Source organism: Halegenticoccus tardaugens (assembly GCF_004116405.1).
GTDB classification, from domain to species: Archaea; Halobacteriota; Halobacteria; order Halobacteriales; family Haloferacaceae; genus Halegenticoccus; species Halegenticoccus tardaugens.
On sequence record NZ_SDIC01000002.1, the window covers coordinates 631,058 to 656,187 of the forward strand.

At 60.3% G+C, this 25,130-nt stretch carries 19 protein-coding genes and 5 pseudogenes; 9 read left to right on the forward strand and 15 right to left on the reverse strand.

The window, feature by feature from the left end:
• The first annotated feature begins 53 nt into the window (after window positions 1-53).
• Window positions 54-410, forward strand: coding sequence for a hypothetical protein (locus C3L37_RS24230; RefSeq protein ID WP_164974657.1), 357 nt, complete (start codon window positions 54-56; stop codon window positions 408-410).
• A gap of 133 nt (window positions 411-543) precedes the next feature.
• On the opposite strand, the gene C3L37_RS24235 is transcribed toward C3L37_RS24230, so the two are convergent.
• Window positions 544-690 carry a hypothetical protein gene (locus tag C3L37_RS24235; protein WP_164974703.1) on the reverse strand — a complete coding sequence of 49 codons (147 nt, stop codon included), beginning with the start codon at window positions 688-690 and terminating at the stop codon, window positions 544-546.
• A gap of 534 nt (window positions 691-1,224) precedes the next feature.
• Here C3L37_RS24235 and C3L37_RS24240 point away from each other — a divergent pair.
• On the forward strand, window positions 1,225-1,374 hold the full coding sequence (locus C3L37_RS24240; RefSeq protein ID WP_164974704.1) for a hypothetical protein: 150 nt from the start codon (window positions 1,225-1,227) through the stop codon (window positions 1,372-1,374).
• Between the two features lie 76 nt (window positions 1,375-1,450).
• Window positions 1,451-3,748, forward strand: a complete 2,298-nt coding sequence (locus C3L37_RS07100) for a glycoside hydrolase family 3 N-terminal domain-containing protein (RefSeq protein WP_129113898.1) — start codon at window positions 1,451-1,453, stop codon at window positions 3,746-3,748.
• 103 nt (window positions 3,749-3,851) lie between these two features.
• Here the strand turns inward: C3L37_RS07100 and C3L37_RS07105 are convergent, their stop codons facing one another.
• Window positions 3,852-5,867, reverse strand: coding sequence for a beta-galactosidase (locus C3L37_RS07105; protein ID WP_129113899.1), 2,016 nt, complete (start codon window positions 5,865-5,867; stop codon window positions 3,852-3,854).
• Window positions 5,868-6,014: 147 nt separating this feature from the next.
• Between C3L37_RS07105 and C3L37_RS07110 the strand changes: the two genes are divergently transcribed.
• Together C3L37_RS07110 and C3L37_RS07115 are read left to right on the forward strand one after the other, a co-directional pair.
• On the forward strand, window positions 6,015-6,206 hold the full coding sequence (locus tag C3L37_RS07110; RefSeq protein WP_129113900.1) for a hypothetical protein: 192 nt from the start codon (window positions 6,015-6,017) through the stop codon (window positions 6,204-6,206).
• Between the two features lie 82 nt (window positions 6,207-6,288).
• Window positions 6,289-7,953, forward strand: coding sequence for a TCP-1/cpn60 chaperonin family protein (locus tag C3L37_RS07115; protein ID WP_129113901.1), 1,665 nt, complete (start codon window positions 6,289-6,291; stop codon window positions 7,951-7,953).
• Here C3L37_RS07115 and C3L37_RS07120 read toward each other — a convergent pair.
• The 8 genes and pseudogenes from C3L37_RS07120 to C3L37_RS25710 form a co-directional block, all read right to left on the reverse strand.
• A complete protein-coding gene (locus tag C3L37_RS07120) occupies window positions 7,950-8,672 on the reverse strand; it encodes a hypothetical protein (protein ID WP_129113902.1) in 723 nt (240 codons plus the stop codon). The genes C3L37_RS07115 and C3L37_RS07120 overlap by 4 nt on opposite strands.
• A gap of 91 nt (window positions 8,673-8,763) precedes the next feature.
• Window positions 8,764-9,993, reverse strand: a complete 1,230-nt coding sequence (locus C3L37_RS07125) for an ABC transporter ATP-binding protein (protein WP_129113903.1) — start codon at window positions 9,991-9,993, stop codon at window positions 8,764-8,766.
• 121 nt (window positions 9,994-10,114) lie between these two features.
• Window positions 10,115-11,002: a carbohydrate ABC transporter permease gene (locus C3L37_RS07130; RefSeq protein ID WP_129113904.1), complete on the reverse strand. Its 888-nt coding sequence runs from the start codon at window positions 11,000-11,002 to the stop codon at window positions 10,115-10,117.
• 1 nt (window position 11,003) lies between these two features.
• On the reverse strand, window positions 11,004-11,933 hold the full coding sequence (locus tag C3L37_RS07135) for a carbohydrate ABC transporter permease (RefSeq protein ID WP_129113905.1): 930 nt from the start codon (window positions 11,931-11,933) through the stop codon (window positions 11,004-11,006).
• 116 nt (window positions 11,934-12,049) lie between these two features.
• Window positions 12,050-13,531: an ABC transporter substrate-binding protein gene (locus tag C3L37_RS07140; protein WP_228546147.1), complete on the reverse strand. Its 1,482-nt coding sequence runs from the start codon at window positions 13,529-13,531 to the stop codon at window positions 12,050-12,052.
• A 165-nt stretch (window positions 13,532-13,696) separates the two neighbouring features.
• On the reverse strand, window positions 13,697-14,458 hold the full coding sequence (locus tag C3L37_RS07145) for an IclR family transcriptional regulator (RefSeq protein ID WP_129113907.1): 762 nt from the start codon (window positions 14,456-14,458) through the stop codon (window positions 13,697-13,699).
• Window positions 14,459-14,635: 177 nt separating this feature from the next.
• Window positions 14,636-15,013: pseudogene (locus C3L37_RS07150) on the reverse strand (gfo/Idh/MocA family oxidoreductase); the annotation flags it as partial.
• Between the two features lie 13 nt (window positions 15,014-15,026).
• Window positions 15,027-15,419: pseudogene (locus tag C3L37_RS25710) on the reverse strand (aldehyde dehydrogenase family protein); the annotation flags it as partial.
• Window positions 15,420-15,476: 57 nt separating this feature from the next.
• On the opposite strand from C3L37_RS25710, the pseudogene C3L37_RS25715 reads away from it, so the two are divergent.
• Window positions 15,477-15,572 (forward strand): annotated as a pseudogene (locus tag C3L37_RS25715) (SDR family NAD(P)-dependent oxidoreductase); the annotation flags it as partial.
• A 968-nt stretch (window positions 15,573-16,540) separates the two neighbouring features.
• Here the strand turns inward: C3L37_RS25715 and C3L37_RS25720 are convergent.
• Window positions 16,541-17,138, reverse strand: a pseudogene (locus C3L37_RS25720) (oligopeptide/dipeptide ABC transporter ATP-binding protein); the annotation flags it as partial.
• 553 nt (window positions 17,139-17,691) lie between these two features.
• Between C3L37_RS25720 and C3L37_RS07160 the strand changes: the two are divergent.
• From C3L37_RS07160 to C3L37_RS07170, 3 genes are all read left to right on the forward strand, one after another.
• The gene (locus tag C3L37_RS07160; RefSeq protein ID WP_228546148.1) at window positions 17,692-18,000 is read left to right on the forward strand and encodes a helix-turn-helix domain-containing protein; all 309 of its coding nucleotides are present in this window, start codon (window positions 17,692-17,694) and stop codon (window positions 17,998-18,000) included.
• Window positions 18,001-18,679: 679 nt separating this feature from the next.
• Window positions 18,680-19,216: a DUF7437 domain-containing protein gene (locus tag C3L37_RS07165; RefSeq protein ID WP_129113911.1), complete on the forward strand. Its 537-nt coding sequence runs from the start codon at window positions 18,680-18,682 to the stop codon at window positions 19,214-19,216.
• Complete coding sequence (locus tag C3L37_RS07170; RefSeq protein WP_129113912.1) at window positions 19,213-19,740, forward strand: hypothetical protein; 528 nt, start codon at window positions 19,213-19,215, stop codon at window positions 19,738-19,740. The genes C3L37_RS07165 and C3L37_RS07170 overlap by 4 nt, the downstream gene beginning before the upstream one ends.
• A 930-nt stretch (window positions 19,741-20,670) precedes the next feature.
• Here C3L37_RS07170 and C3L37_RS07175 read toward each other — a convergent pair.
• From C3L37_RS07175 to C3L37_RS07190, 4 genes and pseudogenes are all read right to left on the reverse strand, one after another.
• Window positions 20,671-20,955: a hypothetical protein gene (locus C3L37_RS07175; protein ID WP_129113913.1), complete on the reverse strand. Its 285-nt coding sequence runs from the start codon at window positions 20,953-20,955 to the stop codon at window positions 20,671-20,673.
• An 85-nt stretch (window positions 20,956-21,040) separates the two neighbouring features.
• A complete protein-coding gene (locus C3L37_RS07180; protein ID WP_129113914.1) occupies window positions 21,041-22,114 on the reverse strand; it encodes a glycoside hydrolase family 88/105 protein in 1,074 nt (357 codons plus the stop codon).
• A gap of 405 nt (window positions 22,115-22,519) precedes the next feature.
• A pseudogene (locus tag C3L37_RS07185) lies at window positions 22,520-22,828 on the reverse strand (IS6 family transposase); the annotation flags it as partial.
• Window positions 22,829-23,317: 489 nt separating this feature from the next.
• Entirely contained in the window at window positions 23,318-24,106 is a 789-nt protein-coding gene (locus tag C3L37_RS07190) for an HpcH/HpaI aldolase family protein (RefSeq protein WP_129113915.1), read from the reverse strand.
• Between the last annotated feature and the right edge of the window lie 1,024 nt (window positions 24,107-25,130).

The window sequence follows — 25,130 nt, forward strand, 5'->3', positions numbered from 1 at the left end:
CTAATATAAAGTACTTCCTTGAGGTAATAGTGACACGAAATCAAGACAAGCCCATGTATCTGGACGAGAGTGCGTTGATCAAGAATCGTGTTGAGTCCCTCCTCGAGCGCATGACTCTCGAGGGGAAGGCTGCACAACTCGGATCAGTGAACGCCGATCGACTACTCGAAGCCGGTGAGCTTGACCATGACGCAGCAAAGGAGTTGCTGGCCGACGGCATCGGTCACCTGACACCCTCGAAGACATCATCGAGTACGCACAGCAACTCCACGACGACAAACACCACTAGAACGCCATCGAAGACCAGCGCCGCCGAAACAAGAGCGACCAGTACAAAGATCAACTCCAAGAGCAAAACGCCTCGGCAGATCCTGACGATCACGATGCAGTCCCCGCCAACGCATACGTGACGATCAAACGAATCGACGATCGGCAATACTACTACTACTGGCAGTGGCGCGAAAACGGCGACACCTGGGTCTCAAAGTACATCGCTCCCGTAAACACCAGTGACTAACCCCGAGACGAGACGCGAAGAGTTGCCTACAATCCCCGAGTGGGGATGAACAGCTGTATCTTCTTTCTCTCCTCTCCCAAGCTACCAAGCATCAGCTCAATTATGTAGGCGCCGAGCAACTCTATCCGAACTTCTTCGGCGAGTCGTCCCCCGGCATCCCCGTCGAGGACCAACTGTTCGACCGTGAGCGTGTGGCGGGCATCGTGAACAGCGACTTCTCATAAGCAGATATTATTTTCTGCACTCCGTCCTTTTGTAGCTGGTGGACGTTCTTCACCGCTTCATCGGATAGAAACGCTATAAGACAGCTCACTACGTAATCGTTGGCTTGAAAATAACGTGTGAGAATATATTGAATAATCATCGCCTAACTCGACCTTGAACCGCCACTCAAAAGTTTATCACGGCGTTTTATTTATATTTCCACATAATATAGCTATAATATTGAAAATCTGAAATTAGATGTTCAGAGTAGAGGATACAATTTATTATGTACCTATTCGTTCACCAGCTCCCGCGCGAGCGACGTGAAGAACGCTTCATTCACCTGCTGTAGTACTGCTCGTCGTAAGCGTCGTACTCCTCTCTGTGAAGAACGAAGAGACCGATTGTGCCCATCACGCCGAGGATCGTCTCCGGAACGAGGTCAGCTATTGGCCCGTCACTCCGGTTCTGGACCTCCTCGACGAGAAGGAGGAAGTCGGTGAGTGCTGCTCGCGCCGACGCGGTACTACGACCCGACCGCCGTCCTCGTCGAGGGGACGTACGACCTCGGCGCCGCGGTCGCTCTCGCGGTCGCTGCCGTTTCGCTCGTCGTCACGAGCGAACTGTGGTTCGGCCGGCGGGACGTCAACTGACCGCTGCCGACCGTCCGCCACGCGATAGCTTCCGTCCGTCAGTAGTCTTTTAATCATGTGGGTCGCGCGTGTGGATATGGCAGACAAGTCACCGTACCAAGACTCGTCAGTGTCGATGGACCGGCGAGTCAAGGACCTGTTGGATCGCCTTACCCTGGAGGAGAAAGTCGCGCAGCTCGGATCGTACGGCCCGGAGCATCTGCTCACTGACGGGGAAGTCGACCACGAGCGGGCGGAGGAGCTGCTCGAACACGGCGTCGGCGAACTCACTCGGATGGGTGGCGCCAGCGACCTGCCCCCGGAACAAGTCGCAGAAGTGACGAACGAGATCCAGTCGATGTTGGAGCGCCTCGGACCGGGGATACCAGCGATTCCGCACGAGGAGTGTCTCAGCGGCTACATGGGAAAGGGCGGGACGACGTACCCGCAAGCGATAGGGCTCGCGAGCACGTGGTCGCCAGAATTGGTTCGGGAGATAACCACTGAGATACGGGCGCAGCTGCAGGCGATCGGTGCGGTGCACGCGCTCTCGCCGGTGCTGGACCTCGCGCGCGACCTCCGGTGGGGGAGGGTCGAGGAGACGTTCGGGGAGGACAAATACCTCGCGGCGCGGATGGCCTGCGGGTTCGTCGAAGGCCTGCAGGGCGATGGCCCCGAGGATGGGGTGGCGGCGACGCTGAAGCACTTCGTCGGCCACGGCGCGGGCGAGGGCGGGAAGAACCGCACGTCGGTTGATCTCGCACCGCGGGCGCTGGCAGAGCACGCGTTCCCGTTCGAGGTGTGCGTTGAGACGGCGAACGCGGAGGCGGTGATGAACGCCTACCACGACATCGACGGCGTTCCCTGTACCAGTTCGGAGGCGCTCCTCACGAAGACGCTCCGCGAGGAGTGGGGGTTCGACGGGGTCGTCGTCTCCGACTACGAGAGCGTCGCCTTCCTCAAGGACGAACACGGGGTCGCGTCGTCGTACGAAGACGCGGCGACGATGGCACTCGAGGCGGGGCTCGACGTTGAGCTGCCGGCCTCGGAGTGCTACCCGACACTCGTCGAGGCCGTCGAGAACGGCGACCTCGCGGAGGAGACCGTCGACACCGCCGTCCAGCGCGTCCTCCGCACGAAGATCCGGAAGGGCCTGCTCGACGATCCGTACGTCGATGTCGACGCTGTCGAGAAGGTGGTCGAGACGGACGAACAGCGGGTGCTCGCTCGTCGGGCGGCCCGGGAGTCGGTGACGCTGCTGCACGACGACGGCGTGCTCCCGCTCGACGATGCGGCCGACGTCGCCGTCGTCGGCCCGAAGGCCGACGCCTCAGAGGGACTGCTAGGCGACTACGCGTATCTCGCGCACAACCTGGAGACCGTGGAGGCGGGCATCGACATCGTCACGCCACTTGCGGGGATCGAAGCCCGGACGGGGGGCGAGGTGACGCACGTCCCAGGGTGCACGGTCAGCGGCCCGTCGACGGACGAGTTCGAGGACGCGGTGACCGCCGTTGAGGACGCGGACGTCGCGGTCGCGTTCATCGGCGCGCGCTCGACCGTCGAGTTCGAGACCGCGCCAGACGAGACGCAGACGGCAGCGTCGACCAGCGGTGAGGGACGCGACGTGACGGACCTCGGTCTTCCCGGGGTGCAGGCCGAGTTCGTGCGGGCGGTCGCCGAGGCGGACACCCCGCTCGCGGTCGTGGTTGTGAGCGGGAAGCCGCACTCGCTTGCGGACGTCGCCGACGCCGTCCCGGCACTCGCACACGCATGGCTCCCCGGCGAGGAGGGAGGCAACGGCATCGCGGATGTGCTCTACGGTGACCACAACCCCAGCGGCCGGCTTCCGGTGTCGCTGCCGAAGAACGTCGGTCAGCTTCCGGTTCACTACAGCCGCAAGCCTAACACGATGAACGAGACGCACGTGTACACGGACAGCGACCCGTTGTACCCGTTCGGTCACGGCGAGAGCTACACGACGTTCGAGTACCGCGACCTCGCGCTGGTCGACGACGAGATCGGGCCCGGCGACACTGTCGAAGCGTCCGTCACCGTCGAAAACGCCGGCGACGTCGCCGGTCACGAGGTCCTCCAAGTGTACGGCCACGACCGCAACCCGCCGCTCGTCCGCCCGGTCCAGGAGCTCGTCGCGTTCGAGCGCGTCTTCCTCGAACCGGGAGAGTCGGCGGCGGTTCACGTCTCCGTCGGCGCGAGCCAGCTGGCTGTCCGCGACAGGGACCTGAACCTGACCGTCTACCCCGGGACGTACGAGCTTCGCGTCGGCAGCTCGGCGTCCGACATCCGCGCGAGCGAAACGTTCGATGTCGTCGGCGAGCGGAAGCGCATCCCCCGGAGCAGTCGGCGCTACTTCAGCGAGACGCGCGTGGAGTAACGGGTACGGCGGTCCCGAGTGAACGAGCGCGGCGGTCGGGTCGACACGGAAGGCCCGACCGCAAGCGATCCGTTTCTGATTATCATCCGTCCGAGACGCGACGCTACGACCGTTCGACCGTAATCGCGTGGGACGGACCGGCGACGACGGCGAGGTCGCGGCCGGGCACGGTGTCCTCGCCGAGGACGATCTCGTTCGAACCTGGGTCGACGGAGACGGCGTCCGTGCGGAAGTTGGTGACCCAGGTGTGGCCATCACGCTCCGAGAGACGGACGTCCTCGGGGAGGCGGTCGCAGATAGGGACATCGGCGCGGTCGAGTACATCGACCGTGAGCGCGTCCGCCAGGTCGGCCTCGGGCCAGACGCCGACGTAGGTGGCGTGACCGTCGCCGTGGGCGTTGCGAACCACGGCGGGATTGCCAGCGGCGACGTCCGAGCGGTGATGGCCGACGACCGTCGCGCCGTCCGTAACGAGCCACTCCGCCCACGTCCGGTAGCCGTAGGCGTCGCCATCGAACTCGACGCGGGTCTCCAGGCCCGGGGAGAGACTCTCGTGCTGTTCAACGCGCGCGCCGACGACGTCGGTCAGCGGACCTGGCGCAAGTTCGTCGCGCAGCGTGTCGTGTTCGTCCTTCGTCGCCGACCGGACTGTCAGCAACAACTCGCCGCCGTCGGTGACGTAGTCCGCCAGTCGGGCGGCGAGGTCGTCGGGGACGAGGTGGAGTGCGGGCGCGACCGCCGCGGCGTAGCCGTCGAGATCGGCGTCGGCGGGAACGAAGTCGACGGTGACGCCCCGTCGGCGGAGCGCACGGTAGTACGTCCGGAGGTGCGCCCAGTAGTCGAACTCCGGCGCGTGCCGCTCGGCATGAAGCGCCCACATGCTGTCGTAGTCGAACAGGACAGCGACGTTGCCGACAGGCGCGTCGAGGTCGGGCAGTCGCGCGAATTCGGCGGCCGCCTCGGCGGCCTCGGGGAGGCCGCGGTCGGGCGAGCCGTCGTAATTGTTGAGCGCACCCCAGTACTGCTCCTGACCGAACCGGCAGCGCCGCCACCGGAAGTATGAGACGACGTCGGCGCCGTGGGCGGCCGCCTGGTGGGCCCACAGTCGCATCATCCCGTCGGCGGGTTCTGCGGAGTACGGGTACGCGCGGACGTCGCCCGCCTGGTTCTCCATAACCCAGAAGGGACCGCCGCTCGCGCCGCGGAACAGCGCGTGGTTCATGCCGGTGACGTCGGGGTCGCCAACCCGCTGAACGGTCGCAGCGGTGGCGTCCGCCGGGTCGGGCGTGTCCGGCGCCCGCTGGCCGTGCAGCGTCGGGTAGGAATCCCACGCGGCGAAGTCGAGGTCGGCGCTCACTTCGAAGGCGTCCAGCTGTTCGAAGTCGCCCATGAAGTTGTGGGTGACGAACCAGTCGTCGTTCGCCTCCCGGAGGAGGTCCACCTGCAGTCGGTTGTAGTCGACGACGCTGTCGGAGGCGAACCGGGAGTAATCGAGGAGTCGACTCGGATGGTGGTAGGCGGGCGTCGGCCCCGGCGGGTCCACCTCGTGGAAGTCGGCGTACTCCTGACTCCAGAAGACGTTCCCCCACGCCTCGTTGAGCGCGTCGATCGTATCGTACCGGTCGCGGAGCCACGCGCGGAACGCCGACGCACAGTCGTCGCAGTAACAGCGGACCGTGTCGTGACAGCCGAATTCGTTGTCGGTCTGCCAGCCGGCGACGTGCGGCGAGTTCGCGAAGCGCTCGGCCGTGCGCTCTGTGATGCGCCGACTCTCGCGGCGGTACGCCGGGGAATTGAAGCAGTAGTGTCGGCGGCTGCCGAACTCCAGTGGCGTGCCGTCGGGACGCTCCTGCCGGACGCTCGGGTACTCGTCGAGGAGCCACTTCGGCGGCGTCGCCGTCGGCGTGCAGAGGACGGCGCGCATGCCGCTGTCGCCGACGAGGTCGACAGCATCGGCCAGCCACTCGAAGTCGTACGCGCCGGGTTCGGGTTCGAGGCGACTCCAGGCGAACTCCGCCATTCGGACGTAGTCGATGCCGGCGGCCGCCATCCGTTCGACGTCGTCGGCCCACCGCTCTCGCGGCCAATGTTCCGGGAAGTAGCACACGCCAGTACGCATCGTGAACACTGTCGTCGAGCGTGATAATAACTGGCGGGGGTCGGGCGGGTGCCTCGCAAGTGTCCGGGGCGGCGAGACGCCCGTCGACGGGAAGCTGGACCCCGCAAACCGCGGATTTTTTAATCCGGGACGGTGAAGAGGCTGGCAATGTCTGTCAATCTCCGGAAGCGGAGCAACATCGGGTTGCTCCTCGCGCTGATAGTAGCGACGATCGCCGTCATGGTCCTCGGCCTGATGTGGTTCCGCGGGCGAGGTGAGCCGCTCGTCGTGGAGGTCGCGTACGGCTCGCTGGTGCTCATCGCCGCACTGTTCGTGTACGACAAGCTGCTAGTCCAGTGACCCGACGTCGGTCGCAGGGGAGCGCCGAAGCGATTAATACCCGCCGTCAGTATCGATACGTACTCTCGTCGACGGAGCTACCATGACAACGAACGACCTGTACACGGGATGGTCGTCAGTGCCGTCCCGTGAGACCCGGCAGATGATTCGTGATGCGTCCCGGCAGATGGGGAGTCTGGTCCGGAGCACCCTCGGTCCGCAGGGGATGGACAAGATGATCGTTCGGCGGATGCCCGACGACGAACTTCGCTACTTCGCCAGCAACGACGGCAGCGCCATCATCGAGGAGTTCGACGGAGAGACGGACCACCCGATAGCTAAGCACTTCATCCGGGCCGTCGAGGACCACGAGGACGACTACGGCGACGGCGCGACGACCATGACGCTGCTGGCGTCGGAGCTGCTGGCGACGGCGATGGACCTCGCCGACCGGGGCATCCACCCCAACGACGTCGTCGAGGGGTTCTCCATCGGCGCCCAGCGGACGCTCGAGACGTGGACCGACACGTCGATTTCGCTGGCGGACGCGAGCGGCAAGTTGGACCGTGAGAAACTGCGCGCCGTTGTGATGACTGGGATGACGAATGGCCGCGAGAAGGAGTGGCCGCTCGGAGCGATCGCGGACACGGTCGTCGACGCGGTCGTGCGCGTCTCTGACCCTGAGACGGGAAGTGTCCGCCTCGACCACGCGAAGACGGTCACCGTCCCCGGCGGCGAGGTGACCGACACGGAACTCGTTGAGGGCGTTGTTCTCCCGGAGACCGTCGTGACCGCCGAGCGGCTCCTGCCAGCGACCGGCCCGGTGCTGCTCGTCGACGGCGCGCTCCAGTCACGGAGCCTCTCGGCGGACGTGAACATCAACGTTGAGTCCGAGGGTGATGTCGAGCGGACCGTCGGCGGCCTCGACGAGAGCGAAGCCATCGCCGCGAACGTCGCGCTGACGGGAGCGGTCGCCGTCGTCGCGACCGGCGACGTCGACATGGCCGTCGCGAAGGAGTTGGCACACCATGGGGCGATACTCCTCCGGAACGTGAAGACGACGGACTTCAGGTACATCGCCCGCGCGACCGGCGCGAGCCCCCGTGGGCCGATCCGGCCGAACACTCTGATCGACGAGACCGTCCTCGGGAAGGCGACGGTCCGGTTCCGCGACACCGGCCGCGACGATGACTGGGTCGCTTTCGAGCCGCCCGCGGGCGTCGACGCGCCCGCCGTCACGCTCGTCGTCCGGGGGGGCACGCAGACGGCAGCCGAGGAGGCCGAGCGACGGATTCGGGACGGGAAGAACGCCCTGCGTGCCTGTGTGCTGAACCCGACGGCGTTACCCGCCGGCGGCGCCGCCGAACTGGCGGCCGCGGGGGAGGTCCGGGCGCTCTCGACCCGCTTCGACGGCCGCGAGCAGCTCGCCGTCGAGGCGTTCGCGGACGTGCTGGAGTCCATCCCAAAGACGCTCGCGCGCAACTCCGGACTGGATCCGCTCGGCGCGCTGGCGGACCTGCGCACCCGCCACGACGCGGGTCACGGCCGGGCGGCCGTCTCCGCCGACGGGACGATCGTCGACGACGTGACCGCGGACGGGGGAGGACTCGACCCCTTCCAAATTCGGGTATCGGGGCTGATCCGCGCCGTCGAGTTCATCAATGTCCTCACTCGCATCGATGGCGTGCTGCTCGACGAGCGCGAGCCGACGGTCGACCGCGTGCTCGGCGAGCCGACGTACGGACCCGGCGAGATGCCGGAGAACTAGAGGAGTTGGGTCGCGGTCACCGCGACCAGCGTCACCGGGAGCACCGAGAGGACGCTCGCCTTCTTGTCGACGTCGTACAGTTCGCTCACGACGGGGAGCATTAGGACCCCGACGAGTATCCACCCGCCGGCCATCGTGACATCGACGATCCGCATCTGGATGGTGTCTCTCACCGCCCGGTGCGTCTCCGCGACCTCCGTCGCGGGCGCGGCGCCCGCGATGACGGGGTCCGGCGCCGGAATCGTCAGCGCGAGCGCGGCCGCGAGGGCGACCAGCGGGACGAAAAGCAGCGTCAGGTAGCCACCGATCTTGAAGACGGTCGTGTCGAGCGTCGTCTTCTCGGAGAAGTAGCCCGCGAGCGCGCCGACGACGCCGAAGTAGAGGAACCACGTGAACCCGACGAAGAAGAGTCCGTAGAAGAGGTTGATACCCAGCGCGAGCGGCCAGCCGGCGAAGACGTACCCCTGCGACATCGCGAACGGCTCTGCGAGGTGCTCGAAGATGCCCCGCGAGAGGCCGTGGACGAGCAGGCCGAGCAGCGGTGGGAGCCAGCCGTATCGCTCGACGGTCCCGACGCAGTCGCGGACGCTGCCCGCGTGGGTCAGCTCGTGACCGAGTCGGCGCCACGAGCGCTCGCTCACCTCGCCGCCGCTCGACACTCGCGGGGCTGGGGTTGCGTCCGCGTCGCGGCCGAACTCGGGAACATCGTCGGTGCTCATGGAAACGAAGCGGACGCACTCGGCCGGGGAGCCGGGGCCGTTCGCCGCTCGAATCCGGCCGCCCGGAGCGTTTCGGTTCGGGTCACGGGACTCAGTCGCTGGCCTCGGCGGCGGACTCGGCCTGCGCGTCCGCGGTCGCCATCCAGCCCTTGTTCACGTTCTCGCCGGTTTCCGGGTCGAACACGTGCATGTGATCCGTATCGAGCGTCAGGTAGACGCGCTCGTCGTTCCGCTCGTAGCTGTTGGGAATCGACCCCGGGAGGATGAACGCCTTGTACTCCTCCTCATCGCTCTGCTCGTCCTCGCCGATCTCGACGTGGTCGGCGACGACGTCGTCGACGCCCGTGCCGTCCTCGAGGTCGAAGTACAGCAGGTCGTTGCTCCCGAGGGGTTCGATGATGTCGACGGTCGCAGGTACGGAGCCCTCGACGGCCGTCTCGTGCACCTCGATGTGTTCGGGGCGGATGCCGAGCAGGAACTGGTCGGCGTCGCTCTGCGCGGCGATGGTCTCGGCCTCGCGCTCGGAGATCTCGACGTCGACGTCGCCCCGGAACCGCGGCCGCTCGCCAGTCCGATCGAGCTCCGAGACGAACATGTTCATCGAGGGGCTGCCGATGAACTGCGCGACGAACGTGTTCTCCGGCTTGTTGTACACCTCGCGAGGGGAGCCGACCTGCTGGAGTTCGCCGTGGTTGAGGATGGCGATACGGTCGCTCATCGTCATTGCCTCCTCCTGGTCGTGGGTGACGTAGATGGTCGTCGTCACGAGTTCCTGCTGGAGACGCTGCAGTTCCGTTCGCATGTGCTTGCGCAGCTTCGCGTCCAGATTCGACAGCGGCTCGTCGAAGAGGAACACCGCCGGATTCCGGACGATGGCGCGACCAGTCGCGACCCGCTGGCGCTGCCCGCCGGAGAGGTGCTTCGGCTTCTGATCGAGCAGCTCCTCGATGCCCATCAGTTCGGCGGTCTCCTCGACGCGGGCGTTGATCTCCTCCGCCGAGAGGTTCGTCGACCGCTTGAGTCCGAACGCCATGTTCTCCCGGACCTTCAGGTGCGGGTACAGCGCGTAGTTCTGGAACACCATCGCGATGTCGCGGTTGCGCGGCGGCAGCCAATTGACGACCGTGTCTCCGATGTGGACTTCGCCGTCGGTGATCTCTTCGAGGCCTGCAACCATCCGCAGCAGCGTCGACTTTCCGGAGCCGCTCGGACCGACGAGTGTCAGGAACTCCCCGTCCTCGATCTCGAGGTCGAACTCGTCGACTGCGAGGATGTCCCCCTCGTAGACCTTCGTTACACTGTCGAACAAGATCCGGCTCATATTGAACTAAGAATCATATTGTAACTATTTATTACTTTGGTCCTTCTATCGGCGCCCTCGGTCGTTGTTCGATCGGCTGGTCGCACGCAACCGGCGCGAAGGCGCCGCGGCGGCGGGACGGCTACGTCTTGACCGCCCCCTCTGCGAGCCCGTTGATGATGTACTTCTGGAGGAAAAACAGGATGACGAACAACGGCAGGGTGGCCCCCAGCGCGCCGGCCATCATCAGGTCCCACTGGAGGGTGTACTGGCCGACCCAGGATCCCAGCCCCGGCGGGAGCGTCGTCTTCGCGTCGTCGTTGATGAGGATGAGTGCCATCACGAACTCATTCCACGCGAAGATCCACGCGAAGATGGCGGTCGTCGCGATCGCCGGTGCTGACAGCGGCACGACGACCCGCACGACCGCGCCGATGCGGGTGCTACCGTCGATCATCGCCGCCTCCTCCAGCGATTCGGGGAGGTTCTCGTAGAACCCCCGAAGCATCCAGATGGAGAATGGCAGCACGAACGCGACGTATGCGATGGTGAGGCCGAGGAGGCTGTTGAACAGGCCGATGTTCCGGAAGATGAGGAACAGCGGTACCGCCACCAGGATGAGCGGGAACATCTGCGTGAGCAGCAGGAACGTCGCGACGGCCTTGCGGCCCTTGAACTGGAGGCGACCGATGCTGTACGCGCCGAACGTGCAGACAAGGATGCTCAGCACCGTGGACGCCACCGTGACGATGGCGCTGTTGCGGAACCACGTTGGGAAGTTCGTCTGGTTCAACATGCGACGGTACGCGTCGAGGCTGGCGCCCTCCAGCCAGGCGCCGGGGTTCTTGATGAACGTGTCGAAGGCAACTTGGTTCAGCGACACAATGAACATCCAGAACACCGGCAGCAGGACGACGAATATCAGCGACCACAGTAACGCGTGGAAGCCGACGGCTTTCACCCACTTCTCGACCTTCGGCGATACATCGATACCGAACAGATTCGACGTGTGTCTCGGTCTGCTCGCCATGTTACTTGCCTCCGACTTCTTCCTGGTACAGCCGTAGGTAGACCATCCCGTACCCGAGCATGATGACCAGCATCACAACCGCGATGGCGGCCGCCAGCCCGAAGTTGCTGTGCATGAACGCTTGGCGGTAGATGTAGACCGGCAGCACCATCGAGGAGTTGCCGGGGCCGCCGTCGGTCATCACGAACACGAGCGTGAAGTGATTCAGCGTCCATAGGCTCATCAGCAATGTCGTAACGACGCCGATGGGCTGAAGGAAAGGCAGCGTGATGTGCCTGAACAGGTCCAGGCGGTTCGACCCGTCGACGCGGGCGGCCTCGTAGAGATCCTGCGGAATCCCCTTCATTGCCGCGAGGAACGTGATCATGAAGAACGGGAAATTCCGCCAGACGTACGCCACCATCACGGAGAACAGCGCGTAGCGGGAGCGGCCCAACCACGGGATGCCCTCGCCGAACCCGAGGACCTTCATGAGTCCGTTGAACATTCCGAGTTCGTAGTTGAACAGGAGCGTCCAGTTCAACGCGACCGCGATGAAGGGGATGGTCCACGGGAGCAACAGGAGCGTCGTAGCAATCGACCGGCCCTTGAACTCGCGGTTAAGCAGGACAGCGAATCCCAGTCCGATCGCCGCCATAAGGACGACAGAGGCGAACGACCAGACGAACGTGTTCTTCATGACGACCCAGAAGTCCGGGAGGCCGAACACTTCGACGTAGTTTTCGAGTCCGACGAAGACATCCTCGCGGAGGCCGCCGTACTCATAGAAACTCAGCGCGATACCTCGTAAGATCGGGACGACGCTTATTAGTCCGAGCGCCGCCAGCGACGGCAGCAGGAACACCCATCCCCAGAGGCTCTCCTTGGAGAACCAGTACTGGTACTCCTCTGGGATAGTAATCCCACCGAATGTCGAGGTGGTGTTTGACATGCTTTATCGAAATAGATACGTGCAACTACTTTATTTGTATGGATTATTCGCGTGACTACCGGCAAAGAGTCGCTGCTCGCCGACCAAGGACAACCCCGCGAGCGGACCTCGATTCCTCACTCATAGGGGTTGTATATCTTTGGCACTCCGTCGCCGTTAATCCACGGCTGGACAGAGTCGGGGGCGTCATCGAGCGACGGGCCCTGTTTCTTCGGCTGCAGTTCGTAGTCGGTGTAGTCGGCGTCACTTATCATTGACCGGATGTCGTTACCGACGTTACGCAACGCCGTCCTCGGGTCGTCGTCGGATCCGATCATCCCCGAGATCGGGGTCGAGTACCCGGTCGTGCTACCCTCGATCGAGCCGAGGAACGGCGCGCAGCGGCCGGCGCCGGTGATGCCGTAGCGGACGGCGTTCGGCGCCTGCTTTAGTCGCGTCTGCAGCCACGAGTCCGGAATCTTCGTCGGATTATCGGTGAACAGCTCCATCTCCTCCTGCCCCTTCCGAACCGGCAGGAAGTTTGGCGCCGACACGGGAAAGTACTTGTTCATCGTCTCCGGTTGGGTCATGTAGTTCATGAACCCGACCGAGATCTTCGCGTCGGTGTCGTTGGTGGTGACCTCCTTCCGGAACGACGTCAGACAACTGCCACCCATGAACGACTGCCGTTCGCCGTTCGGGCCGGTGGGCATCGGCGTCAGTTCCGTCGCCTCCGCGAGCTCCTTGTCCTCCTGGTTGACGCCGTCCTGTGGGTCGATGAGACTGCGGGCGAGGTCGGTCGGCAGGTGGGCGATGGCCGTTCGCTCTTCCCTGTAGAGTTCCTCGCCGGACGTGCTATCGACGCTCCCCCAGCCGCCGGGGATGATGCCCCACTGCTCGCGGAGGCTTAACGCCCACAGGTGTGCGAACAGCGACGCCGCGCTGTCGATCTCGACAGTGAACTGGCCGTCCGAGGACCCGTAGAAGGACCCCTCCGACTGGTGCGTGAAGGCGGCCATGTTTTGCCCCGATGGGAAGTCCTGCGCCCCCGGCGTCGTGAATCCGGAGGCATCCGTGTTCTCGGAGACGGCTTGGCCGGCCTCGATGAGTTCCGCCCACGTCTCGGGGGGCTTGGACACGCCCGCCTTCTCGAGGAGGTTCATATTGAGGTGGCTGGTGCGGAGTTCCATGAACCACGGGAGGCCCCAGAACTCACCGTCAAACCGCCCCCACGCGGAGATGGTGTCGTACCAGTCGTCGTACTGGTTAAAAAGCTCCGTGTTGGACCGGGCGGCGCCGCGGTTGCCGAAGTCGACCGCGTGTTCGCAGGCCATCTCGGAGACGTTCGGCATCGACCGCCCCTCGATCGAAGCGCTCCACTCCTGGAACACTTGGTCCCAGACGATGACCTCTGTGGAGACATTGATGTTCTCGTCGGCGGTGTCCTCGTAGCCCTTCGCCGTCTGTTTGATCGCTTCGGTCTCCGCGGGGATGTACCCCCGCATAGTCCACCACAGGAAGTCCTGTTCGCCGTTGCCGTCAGTTCCGCCGTCGCCCCCCAAGCAACCGGAGAGGCCCGTTGTCGCCGCGGCGCCGCCGACGGCAGCGGCTGTCTCCATGAATCCGCGGCGTGAATACTCGTCTGCCCTGTCGCTCGGGTTCTCGACGGATTCCGAATCGGAATCGCCGCTAGTATCATCTATCGACAACATGACCAGACTGTCGTAAAGAAGCATTATATAATTACCGGGGAAGGTCATCGGCCACCACGCCAGGGGGTCGCCTCACGAGTAGTTGTGGCTGAGTTCGATGACGTTCGCGGTGCTGAGCACCTCGTCGGGCAGTTCCTCCCGGAAGCGCTGGTCGCTCACGCGGTGTAGAGGACAGGAGATGCTAATCGCGCCGATGCTACGATCCTGTTCGTCGGTGATGGGCGCGGCGACGCAGCAGAGGCCGGTGAGACGCTCCTCGCAGTCGAGCGCGAACTTCTGCTCGCGGATGCGCTCGAGTTCCTCGAAGAATTCCTCGCGGTCCGTAATGGTCGACTCCGTCATCTTCGGCATGCCGTGGGTATCGAGGACGTCGACGACCTCCCCGTGCGGGCGGAACGCCAGTAGCGCCTTGCCGAGGGCGGTGCAGTGGAGGTACACCTGCTTGCCCTCGTACGTATCAAGGTCGACGGCGTTCTCCCCGCTGGCCTGGTAGAGGTAGACGCCCTTTCCGTTCTTCTCGACGAGCAGGTTCACGAGTTCGTCCGTGTTGTCTGCCAGTTTATCAGCCTCCGAGCGCGCGGAGGCGTAGATGTCCATGCGGTTCCGGGCGTACGCCCCGAGGCCGAAAAATGAGATGCCGATGTGGTACTGGTCGCCCTCCTTGAGGAGGTACTCCCTGTTGACGAGCGTGTTGAGGTGGTTGTGAACCGCACTCTTACCCACGTCGACGCGAGCGGCGATCTCCGAAACGCCCGCACCGTCGAGCTCCTGGACCACCTCGACGATATCGAGAGCCCTGTTGACGGAGCGGACGGGGTGTTTTGGCTGGGACATACCCCGCCTTACTCGCGAACCTAAATATAGATTGTTCTGCATCGGGCGAGAGCCGTTCACTTCTGCTTGTATGCGGTCGGTATAATAACCGTTTGATTAATCATGGAATAGACGTACAGCTGGCGATCCATCCGGATCGGACGACGTCGTCGGTCGACGGTCCGCCGAACTACTCCGTCACAGCTCGACCGGCCCGCGGGTGTCCGCTGTCTCGTGGATCGCGCGGATAATGCGTATGTCCTGTAGGCCGTGGCGGCCATCGGGGAAAACCGCCTCGTCGGCGAGCAGCCGGTTCGCAAAGTAATCGAATTCCTCGCGCATCTCCCGTTCGGCATCGAACACGTCGTGTTCGACTCTAACCGACAGGCCGCCCCACGAGAGGTGGAGGACGCACTCGCCGTGGAACGCGGGGTGGAGTTCGATCTGTCCCTCAGTGCCCGTGATCTTGAGCTGGCTGTCCTCGTAGGCGTTCTGACTCGACGAGGAGATCATCTGGACGTCGTCCTCGAAGACGAGGATGAATGACGAACGCTCGTCCTGAACGTCGTCGAACGCCCCAGTCGGAGAGGACGTGGAGTTCCAGCCCGGTCGTCTTCTGGTTGATCTTCACGATGCCGGCGTCGATGTCCTCGACGAACCAGTTAGCCTTATCATGGTCGTCAGTGACGATGCTCGCCGAGAGGCCGTACTTCACGCCGTTGGCGACGTCGATGGCCTGCTCGTAGTCGCTCACCGGGATGACCGACAGTACCGGCCCGAAGATCTCCTCCTGGGCGATGCGTACGCCCAGTTCGACATCCGTGAAGACGGCTGGTTCGACGAAGTAACCCTCGCGGTCGAGTTCGCTGCTGCCGTACGCCAGCGTAGCGCCCTCTTCCCGACCGATGTCGAGATACTCGAGGGCGCTATCAAGTTCGCTCTTGCCGACGTGCGGCCCCATGTCAAGATCGTCGAGGCCGTAGCTGATCTCGGCGCCGAGCGGTATCAGACAGGTCATCGCGCTCGGGTTCGCACGGCAGAGGGGGCGGCTATCTACCTCGCCAGCGACGCCGCCTCGTACGTAACGGGGGAGGTGGTGACGGTGGCCGGCGGATTCGCCGACAGTGTCCTCTGAGCCGTGGTCGTGACCCGCCATCCCGCTCGACGGAGTGCGGTTCTGACCTCGGCGAGATCTACTCCGGCACAACCATCCTCGAGGTCAGCAATAGTGACGAATGTTTGTAGATAGTAATTATCGTTCTTTAATTTAGAACAGAGGCCGTTCAGTATTCCCGTTTGGTCGGCTCTGAATTACTCGGTGGTGAATTATAATATACCAATACAGCCGCTGGACCGCCCGAAAACTGCGTCGTAGTCCCACACTATGTCGGCTCAGCGCGCGAATCTACGAGAGGAACTGAATCTGTTGCTCAACCGTCTGTTTTGTCCTGTACCACCTCTATTCTGGATTACCGAACGCGATTTCGAATGATTTCGGCAGATTACTCCAGTACCAACCCGGCCTCCGTCGGTGCATCCGCAGATTTCAACTAGGCCACCACCGAACGTCGATTACTAATCTAGAGTTGTAATTTTCCGCGCCGTAAAACGATGGGCAAACCAGCCGAGCCCTCATGACGTACCTGTCCCTGTCACAAAATCATTCGCAAACGAGCGCAGTTCGTCGTATACTCGGTCGACGTCCTGATCGCAGCTGCGACCATGCGCCAGCTGAACACGGAACTAGTTGAATAAAAGCTTCATCAGCTCTCCTGAACGACTAATCTTAATCGGAGTCAAACGCCCGAGATAGCGGTTTACGAGCTCCCTCATGGAATGTGGATTGAGGTCGCCCATTCTCCGACTTAATTCTGGTGTGTTGCTAGATATTCATCATAGAAGTCAAAATAATTTGCTAGGCTGGAGGAGTATAACTCTTTTCAGTGCTATTTTCTTAAAAATACCTGTGGCTGTTCGTTAAGGGGGCCAAATTCAATGTCCAACCATTAGTGTTTACTGTTCGATTGGTCCGGTGAGGGATCGACTCTGGTCTCAGTAGTCGAGGTAGTGGTTTAATTCTGCGAACGCAGCTATGAAGAGGATGACTTCAGCAGACACGCCGTCGACAGCGCGGACGTAGTTCGGCTCATTCCCTCGCAGACTGTCAAGAAGTAGTTGGCTTTGGTGGTACCACTTGCGAAGGTTCGTCGTCTCAAGGATCGGCTCCAGTGGTTCCCGGTTAGTGGTGTTCGCCTCCGTCGAAATCTGCCAGGTGTCTGGATCAGTCGCCTCTCGCCGTAGTTGCGCCGCTTGATCGACGAAGTAACAGGCTGAGCGATGGTTCCGATTAGGAAGCTCGACGAGATCAGGAGATGACGTTTCACAGTCCGGCTCGCAAATGGACACCGGTCACGGAAGACGCACCCACTCGGAGGTTCGCTCACATCCGCTGGTGAGCCAGAGATTGAGACGGGGGCCGTCCTCGACGGACTCGATTTCGGGGACGAAATTCTTCAGACCCATTGTATGGAATTTGTAGGTTGATGAGCACGTTTCTGACGCTCCTTTGTTTCATCACTTTCCTACCATAGAGGATCGAGAGGTCGTCGCACTTTTCGGCAATTACGCCGATCTCGTGCGTAATGAGGAGTAGTGAACTATCAATTCGATTCTGAATGTCGACGTTTTTGTCGATAATCTCAGATAACTCTGAGGCTTACAGCTGTTGTAAGCCGGGCGCACCCTCGCGGGTGTAATCGCGGCCGACTAACCGGTGGCTTCACGTCACGCTAGGTTCACGTTCCCCCGTGGTGTGAGGACTGGGCGGTTGGGTTGGTGGGATGGGTAGTGGTGAGTGCGGCTTCTCGAACGGCAGTCGACGGCAGTCATGGGGACAGCCACGGGAGAATGGTTGCTTACAGCAGGTGTAAGAGACGAGAAAGGGAAAGCCGACATCCGGCGGTGGATCGCCAACCTGGAGGACTCACTCGGCGAACCGGCCGAATCCGAAACGGAAGCGGATGCATCTCGATCCGCTTCCCTCAGCACGCCGTTAGAACGGATCGTTGCACTTCCGGATACAATGGCCGCCGAGGAGTTGACGGCAACCCAAGAGTGCGCGGTTCGTCGCGAAGGACGTGACAGACTAGGCGCGAAAAGTGCCGGCGGACTTTATGATCGATTCGAGTTCGCTGCGTCGCGAGCTAGCGGCGAAGGAGAACGGGGGTGTACATACGGAGACGGTTAGCCGCGTCATGGAGTTCCTCGACGAGTTCGGCAACGTCACTGTCGAGCGGATCACGGAGGATTTCCGTCGCGAGGTGATGCCAAGTCGGGCCGAATGGCAGGAACTCCTCTCCTCGATTCCACCTCGTCAACGCGAGTTCCTGAACGCGGCGGCCGAACGTGGGTACTTCGAGATTCCGCGGCAGGTCACGCTCGAAGACCTCGCCGACGAGATGGATATCACGAAAACGACCGCTTCGAACCACCTGCGAAAGGCCGAACGAAAACTTATCCAGTTCTTGCTTCCGTACATTAATCTCGCCGCTAAGGCCGAGTAAGTGAATCACCACTTCACGTGTAGGGAAGAGGGACGACGTCGTTCAGCTAGATGAACTCGCTGAACGCCCTATCGGCAGACTCCTCAGCGCTAGCTGTAAGCGTACAAAAGCACCCTCCCAATGTGCCGACAACTTTGAAGCAATCGGTCCCGAGCAACTCACAGAAGATCTCCGACAGGAGCAGATCACACGGATGAAAGCCGACGCCCAGATCCACGCTCGACTGTTGCAGTGTGAAGATGAACTCGGTGTCAAAAACCAGACGCACTCTCGGCTGAACAAAGCGGTAAGGACGCCCAGCAGCTCCCACAGTTAGTGGGGCTCATTCGCCACGGTGCAGACGCGATTGTCGATCGTATCTATTTCGTGGAAGGGTAGAGAGTAGACCTCCGATCGATCGAAGTTAGCCACGAATGAGCCCACCACACTAATCGACAGGCTCTGACTCCCGCCTGTCTTGACCCTGCGGAACCCCCTCCTTCTCCGATTTAGTTTTAATCGAGGGCGCTATGCCCCCTCCCTCAGCGAGCGGCGAACCCGCGAGCAGGGAGAGGATACAGCGCCCGCAGAGTTTACTGTCACTGTCTGTGGCATATTTACTATCCGCATGGTCGATTGGGTAGTAAGATGCTCTGCCACCGAAATCCTTATCACGAATTATCCATAATTCGTAATCGAGATGGCTCACTCACCTCCTCGGTCAGGCCGACCACCTATTCAGCAGTTGCAGACGGTCGCTGACCTCCTCGAAACGCCAGCTCTCTCTCGGCTGTACGCCCACATCTTGCAGCACGGTCCGGTCACCGTTTCCGAGATCGTCGACGATCTCGACATTCCACAGGGGACCGCCTACGACTACGTGAAGAACCTCGAAACCGCTGGCTTAGTGAAAAAATCCCGTGATCAGCGCCCGTACGAATACGACGGGGAGTCGATTGCACTCATGCTCTCGACGGATGGCGAGACCCAAACGATCACGCCGGCCCTTATCGCAGCCGTTGCCCGCCGTGAGGAGGACGAGGACATCGACGTTTACATCGAGCGCCATGGCCTCGACGGCCTTGCTGTCGCCTTGGAGTACGCGTACGAGTACGTCGACGGCACGGTCAACCATCGCATTGCGGCCCGGGAACTTGATCTCTCACCGCTCGAGGCCGAGATCATCCTCCAGGCGCTGGAACCAGTTGCTACCGAATACGCTAACGCGGCTGCATGACGACGGTCTCTATCGCCGATACCGGCGTCTTCGTACGCTGTGGCGGGCCGGACAAAGACAAATTCCAACGGCTTCGCCGAGCAGTTCGACAGGCCGGTATCGCATTACGTATCCCACAACGCGTCTACGAAGAGCTCGGAGGGGATCCTGCAGCGGACGCATATCCCTCGGGGAACATTCCCTATCCTGACGGATTCGAGGAGGGCTGGATCGTCGTCGCCGATGAACTCGATTACACTAACCCACTCGTTTCGACGGTGATGGACGAAGCGCGTCGGTTCATCGCCAACGAGACCGACCGCGACGAGGACATCACCGAGAAAGCGGACACGGCCCTCGTTGGGCTTGCTGCACAGGTTCTTGACACCGGAGAGGCGGACCAGGTCGTTCTTCTGACGACCGACAAACCGGCAGGGCGAGCGGCCGAGACGCTCCTGCCACAGCACGGCTTCAGCGACCGTGTCGAATTCCAGTACGTCAGCGTCGACTATCTCGAGACGATCACGGCCAACGAATTTCGTTGACCTCCTCCCACCCTTAACGGGATGGGATTCCCGAAGGGGATATTCAGGTTGCGCGTTTCCTCGGCGGTGAAGCACGCTTTCGCGTCCCGTGTCAGCGGTCGCCGTTCGGCTATGACTCCGGACATGCTTTTCAGCGCGTACAACCCAGTCAAAGGGGCCTTCCTCCCCAGTCACCCCGGGCGTCTGCGAAGCCGACAGCGAAGTATTCAGCCCGCGAAGTTGCACGGTTCGCGGCACCCAAAGTGTTACGCCGTGCATGGTTTACATGGGGTTGGTATCCTCGCCTCTCACGTGGGGAGATACCTGCGAGACCCGGGTCTGAACTCCGAAATTGTCCGATTGTCTCGACATGGATGCGGACGCGCCGCGTCAGATAGCATTCAGTACGGCCACCAAGGACGTGTACCTACCGTGCGGCGATTCAGACGACATTCGAGGCGGAACCCCACGACTTGAGTCGTGGGTAGCTTACGCCTGCCATAAACGGTGGGATTCTCTCGCCTAAGAAACCGGTTCCTGCAGTTGCGTCTGACGCACGTCAGACGTTACTTCCAGTGTTCTTGATTGACTTAAAGCACTCCTACCCGTCTTTTCCGCTGTTTTTACCTCAGCGACCGGGTTACCCCGTAGATAGGAGAGATGACAACTTAAAGGAAGCCTCAAATTAACCGTTCTATCCACTTTTCACAGGGATAAAATCGGGAGATGGGAGGACGATTTCCTTGCCGAAAAGGGTTGAAACACCTCGGTGAGAAGTAGGCTCAAATCCTTTTACATAGAGTACTGCTTGTGCGGCGTGAAAACACGCATAATAGAGCCTGTCATGATCTCTCATGCTCCTGTAGGTACCGATCTCGGCGCTCCATTACCCCGGACAACGTCGACAGGGCGATACCAATCTCCTCATGGACATCTCGGTACGTTGTACCCTTATCGACCATCTGGATCGCCGACCAGCCCGTCGGTCGACTTCTCGATTCGAGTTGCAAGCGGTCCAAATCGCTCTCGAAGCGTGTCGACGAGTTCCAGTAGGTCCTCGGTCGCCGAGCAGTTCCTCCGTGTCGCGGCGACGCCGCCGGTGACCTTCCCGCCTCCGATGAGGACGACGTGGTCGTAGCCGACAAGGTCATAGTCGTGCCAAAGACTCTGAGCACGTCGCCGTCGACGCGACGTTCGAGCGAGCTGCGGCTTCGATGCAGTCGAGCGCGACTTCACGGTGACGGCCCTCGGCAAGGGCGTCTCTATCGCGTATCATACCTTTCCTTCCACGCGACGCGTAAAAAACCGCCTCAGCGCGGGATCATCGATCGAGTGCGGACGTGGCCATGAGGTACCATCCCTGTCCATACGGCGTCACTGTCAGCGGTGCCTCGGGTCCGCCAGGCGGTCCTGCGATCCGCCGCACTGCGCCCTCCTCGTCGACGATGCGGGTCACCGCTTCGAGGGCGTCTTCCGCGGCCTGTCGGTACGTCGACTCGTCGAGTATTTCGAGTTCGATGCCACGGGCGAACGCGTACGCGAACATCAGTGTCCCCGATGACTCAAGCGGTGTGTCGGTGTCGTCGACGAGGTTGTGCCAGAACCCGCTGCCGTCCTGCAGGGGCAGAAGCGTCTCGCAGTGGTCCTCGAACAGGGCAACGAGTTCCTCGCGGAGGGGATGAGATTCGGGCAGTCGTTCGAGCACGTCGACGGAGGCGGCGGCCGTCCACCCGTTCCCCCGCGCCCAGAACGTCCCCTGTGGGTAGTGGTCGGGTGTCTCGACCCAGATGTGGCGGAACAGCCCCGTGTTCGAGTCCCGGAGGTGATCGGCGTGGACGAGTAACTGCTCGACCGCTTCGTTGAACGCGTCGTCGGCGTCCGCGGCCTCACCGTATCGGGCGAAGAACGGACACATCATGTACACTGAGTCGATCCATAGTGACTTGATACCCGCTACCTCTGGGTCATGATGTGGGATACCACCGTCGGCCGTCCGCTCCAACGACATGAGTGATTCATACTCGCTGGTCGCCGCCTTGAGGTAGCGGTCCTCGTCTATCCGTTCGTAGAAGTCAAGGACGCCGTGGCCGATGGCAGTGGTGTTATTGGTGTTTATACACTTTTTCACCGTCAGCTCCCAGCTGGCCTCGTACTCTCGGCCGTGGCTGAACACTTCAATGGGGTAGCTCGGTCCGTACCCCAATTGGCCGTCGTCGTCCTGCGTCGCGACGGCTCTGTCGACGAGGTCTTTGGCCGTTTGAACCGATTTGTCACTTCCCTCGGCGAGCAGACCGTTTATGGAGACACCCGTAATCCACGACTGGCCGTCAACGTCGAGCGAGCGAAGATGCGCTGCAACACGTGTCGCTGTTGATGTAAGGTCGTCCAGTGACATCTCAATGCTAGCCGCTTCTTCCACCTGAAAGGAAAAAGTATGCCATTACAGTCTCGGCTCCCGTCGGGACTACTAACAACATACTTCCGGAGATCTACTTGTGACCCTCGCCTCTGGAGGAGGGAATCAGTGTTCTTGAATCTTCCACAAGGTTCCATCGAGAAGTGGCGATTGTGTCTCTGAAACCCGTGTCGGCTATGCAGAGCCGAACCTCGGAAGTGATCCTGAATCCGGCGAGTTTTCCCCTTAGTACCATTCTCGACACCACTGGAACTGAAGATGACTAGATCATCACCAACGAAACTCGTTGACGGCAAGGTTCTAAATTTCTTCGACAACGAAAGTAATTGGGCAGTATAGTACACTAGCCCAGTGCGACATAGGGAGTTCAATAGGAACAACGGTTATTACGGCGTACAGCCAAGACCATTCGCCGTTGATTTTGACTGCGGTCTCGTCGTCCGCGCCCCGCGACAGCTGCGCCGTCGGCGTGTCTGGCACGCTGTCAGCCAGCCGAGGTACTCAGTGCCATACAGCTTGGTGCGACCGTTCAACGCCGAGTGATCGAAGAATCGCTTGTGTCTCTCGAAGCGAATACCCGGTAGCGTGAAGATGGACGGCGAACACCCTGACGAGCATCGCCGTCCGCTTGCGCTCCCAAGTTTCATCAAATTCCGTCGAATAGTACGCGCTTAGCAGGTCTGCGAGCGTCATTGCTAAACTAGCTCTACGACCTGCTCGCCTCTCAACCCGTGCTAACTAGACGGTGCCCACACTTGCCAGATGTCAGTACTGAGGTAGTCTATCTCCCCTTCAACGCTAGCCTTCAGCGTGAAGTCGGTGAGACGCCCAACATGAATGATGTCGATTAGGATTTAGCGGTCGGCCGACGTAGTCGAGCGAAACCTGATCAAAAAGTGATTTCACACCCCCAAAGATAAGCGTCGACCGGTTCAGTAATTCGTGGGCTGGCAGTCGGTCAAATGTTTGCAGGTGGTTTGGTCAATTCGCACAATTCCTTTCAACGACCGCATCAATTGTTCAACGGACGAACGCTAATCAAGGAGGTTACTAACCAGACAGTGCCACTCTTTACATTCTGCTGCAACCACTATGCTTTACTCACCCCCCGAACTTTCTAAACAGTATTCATTTCCGGAGTCATTGTGTGATGTAATGGCGGTCGAGGCTTTTTATTCATGTTTAAGTATCTATTTTTCTAAGTTCATTATGCCGGTTTCCTAAGATCTCTCGAACTGAATCCACCTCATCGCCTACTCGAAGGATGCGGTAGCCTCTTTCAAGAAGACTAACAGCACCTTCGGTGTCATGTTTCGGAATACCGATGGGAACGCCAGCGTCAGCGCAGGCATCCTCAACTATCTCGATGGCATTGGTCACTTCAGGATGATCCGTCTGCGCGGGATACCCCATAGAGATGGAGAGGTCCATCGGCCCGATAAAGACGAATCCTAAGTGTGGCACGTTAAGGATGTTCTCTATATCCTCCACAGCCGCCAATGTTTCTATCATTGTTCCAACAATGACCGACTCGTCCTCACGCTCAGTGAAACCTTCAACGTCGGCACCCCACATAGCGTCGCGGCCACCGCCGAAGCCTCGATTGCCCGGTTCGCCATCAAATGAGAAGCGGGCAGCCTTGACCGCACGTTGGACCTCCTTAGCACTCTCGACTTGCGGAATCAAAAGTGACGAGACGCCTGTGTCGAGCACTTTATGGATAAGCGCCGGGTCTTCGTTCGGTACCCTGACGAGCAGTTCGATGTCAACACTTTCAGCCGCCCTGACGATTGATTCAAACCCGGTACTATCGTAGGGGCTCTTTCCAGCGTGCTCGAAATCAAGCCACACAAAATCGAACCCCAACTGGCCGTATACTTCGACGAGCATCGATGTCATTGTCTTTGAGCGCGCACCGAGCACTGCTTTGTCGGACTCAAGTCGTCGACGAAAATTATTCTCTCGTAGCATCTATTGACGACTCGCAAACTGGCGACAAAACGCTTTTGAATTTAATTTTGATATATTATAAATTAATTAAAATAAAAAAGTATAAAATACAACTTTTGATAGAGTAAGCCGACACATTAGGCAATATCGTAAATAGTAAATCTTCCTATAAAAAATTTATTATAATTTAATAAAATGCAGAGTATAAATTTTTCATGATGTCCATACTGCAGCCCCAGTTGACGCTGCCGAAATGATCGAAATCGCTGTTCCGCAGCGCCGCCATCTAGTTTTCCTTTCCTATTACCCCAGGCTCAGGTTTGGTGCCTTGGAAGATCTCGACAGTTGCACTGGGATGTTGACCGTGTCATAGTCTGAATCAATAACGCTCACCGTTGTTATACTTTTATGACATCTTTCCGTATGAAATTGAAAGTGCTCTACAACTCACGGTGACTGACTGTATTACCAATTGCACCTAATCTACGTACTTTGAATCAATACTGTTGGTTGAGTCATTCACCACCTCAATTACAGACGCAATTTTTAGCTGCCAATTTCTTGTTTGCTATGGTCGCACACTTTAATGTGAGATACTAACCTATACATTACGAATCTATGTTTGTCATGCTCTCAGTCCCTTAACTCGCTATCGTTCGCTAAGATACCGCTTGAAATGGAGCTCATCACCCGTCTAAGCCGTGAATTCTCTTTCTGCTCTTTGGCCAGTTTACTAATCAACGTGGTTTCTTAGATATGGTTAATCTGTTTAATATCGTCGTACGATGGTGTGTGTGTGTGTGTGTGTGACTCTCTCACTCATGTGCAGGCATTATGCCACTGTTTTCGTCAAAGTAGGGCTCCCTTCTACCTATCAATATTCACTGAATTAATTTTCGAAATAAGTTCAATGAACGCCTTAACCTCCGTGAATTCTAATTTGCCTACTTGAACAATTCTCCGAGCCTAGTGGGTTCTCAATAGAGAAACAGATTTTCTCCATTGACGAATAAGGTGAGATACTGTTTCTCAGGCGGAGTGGGCT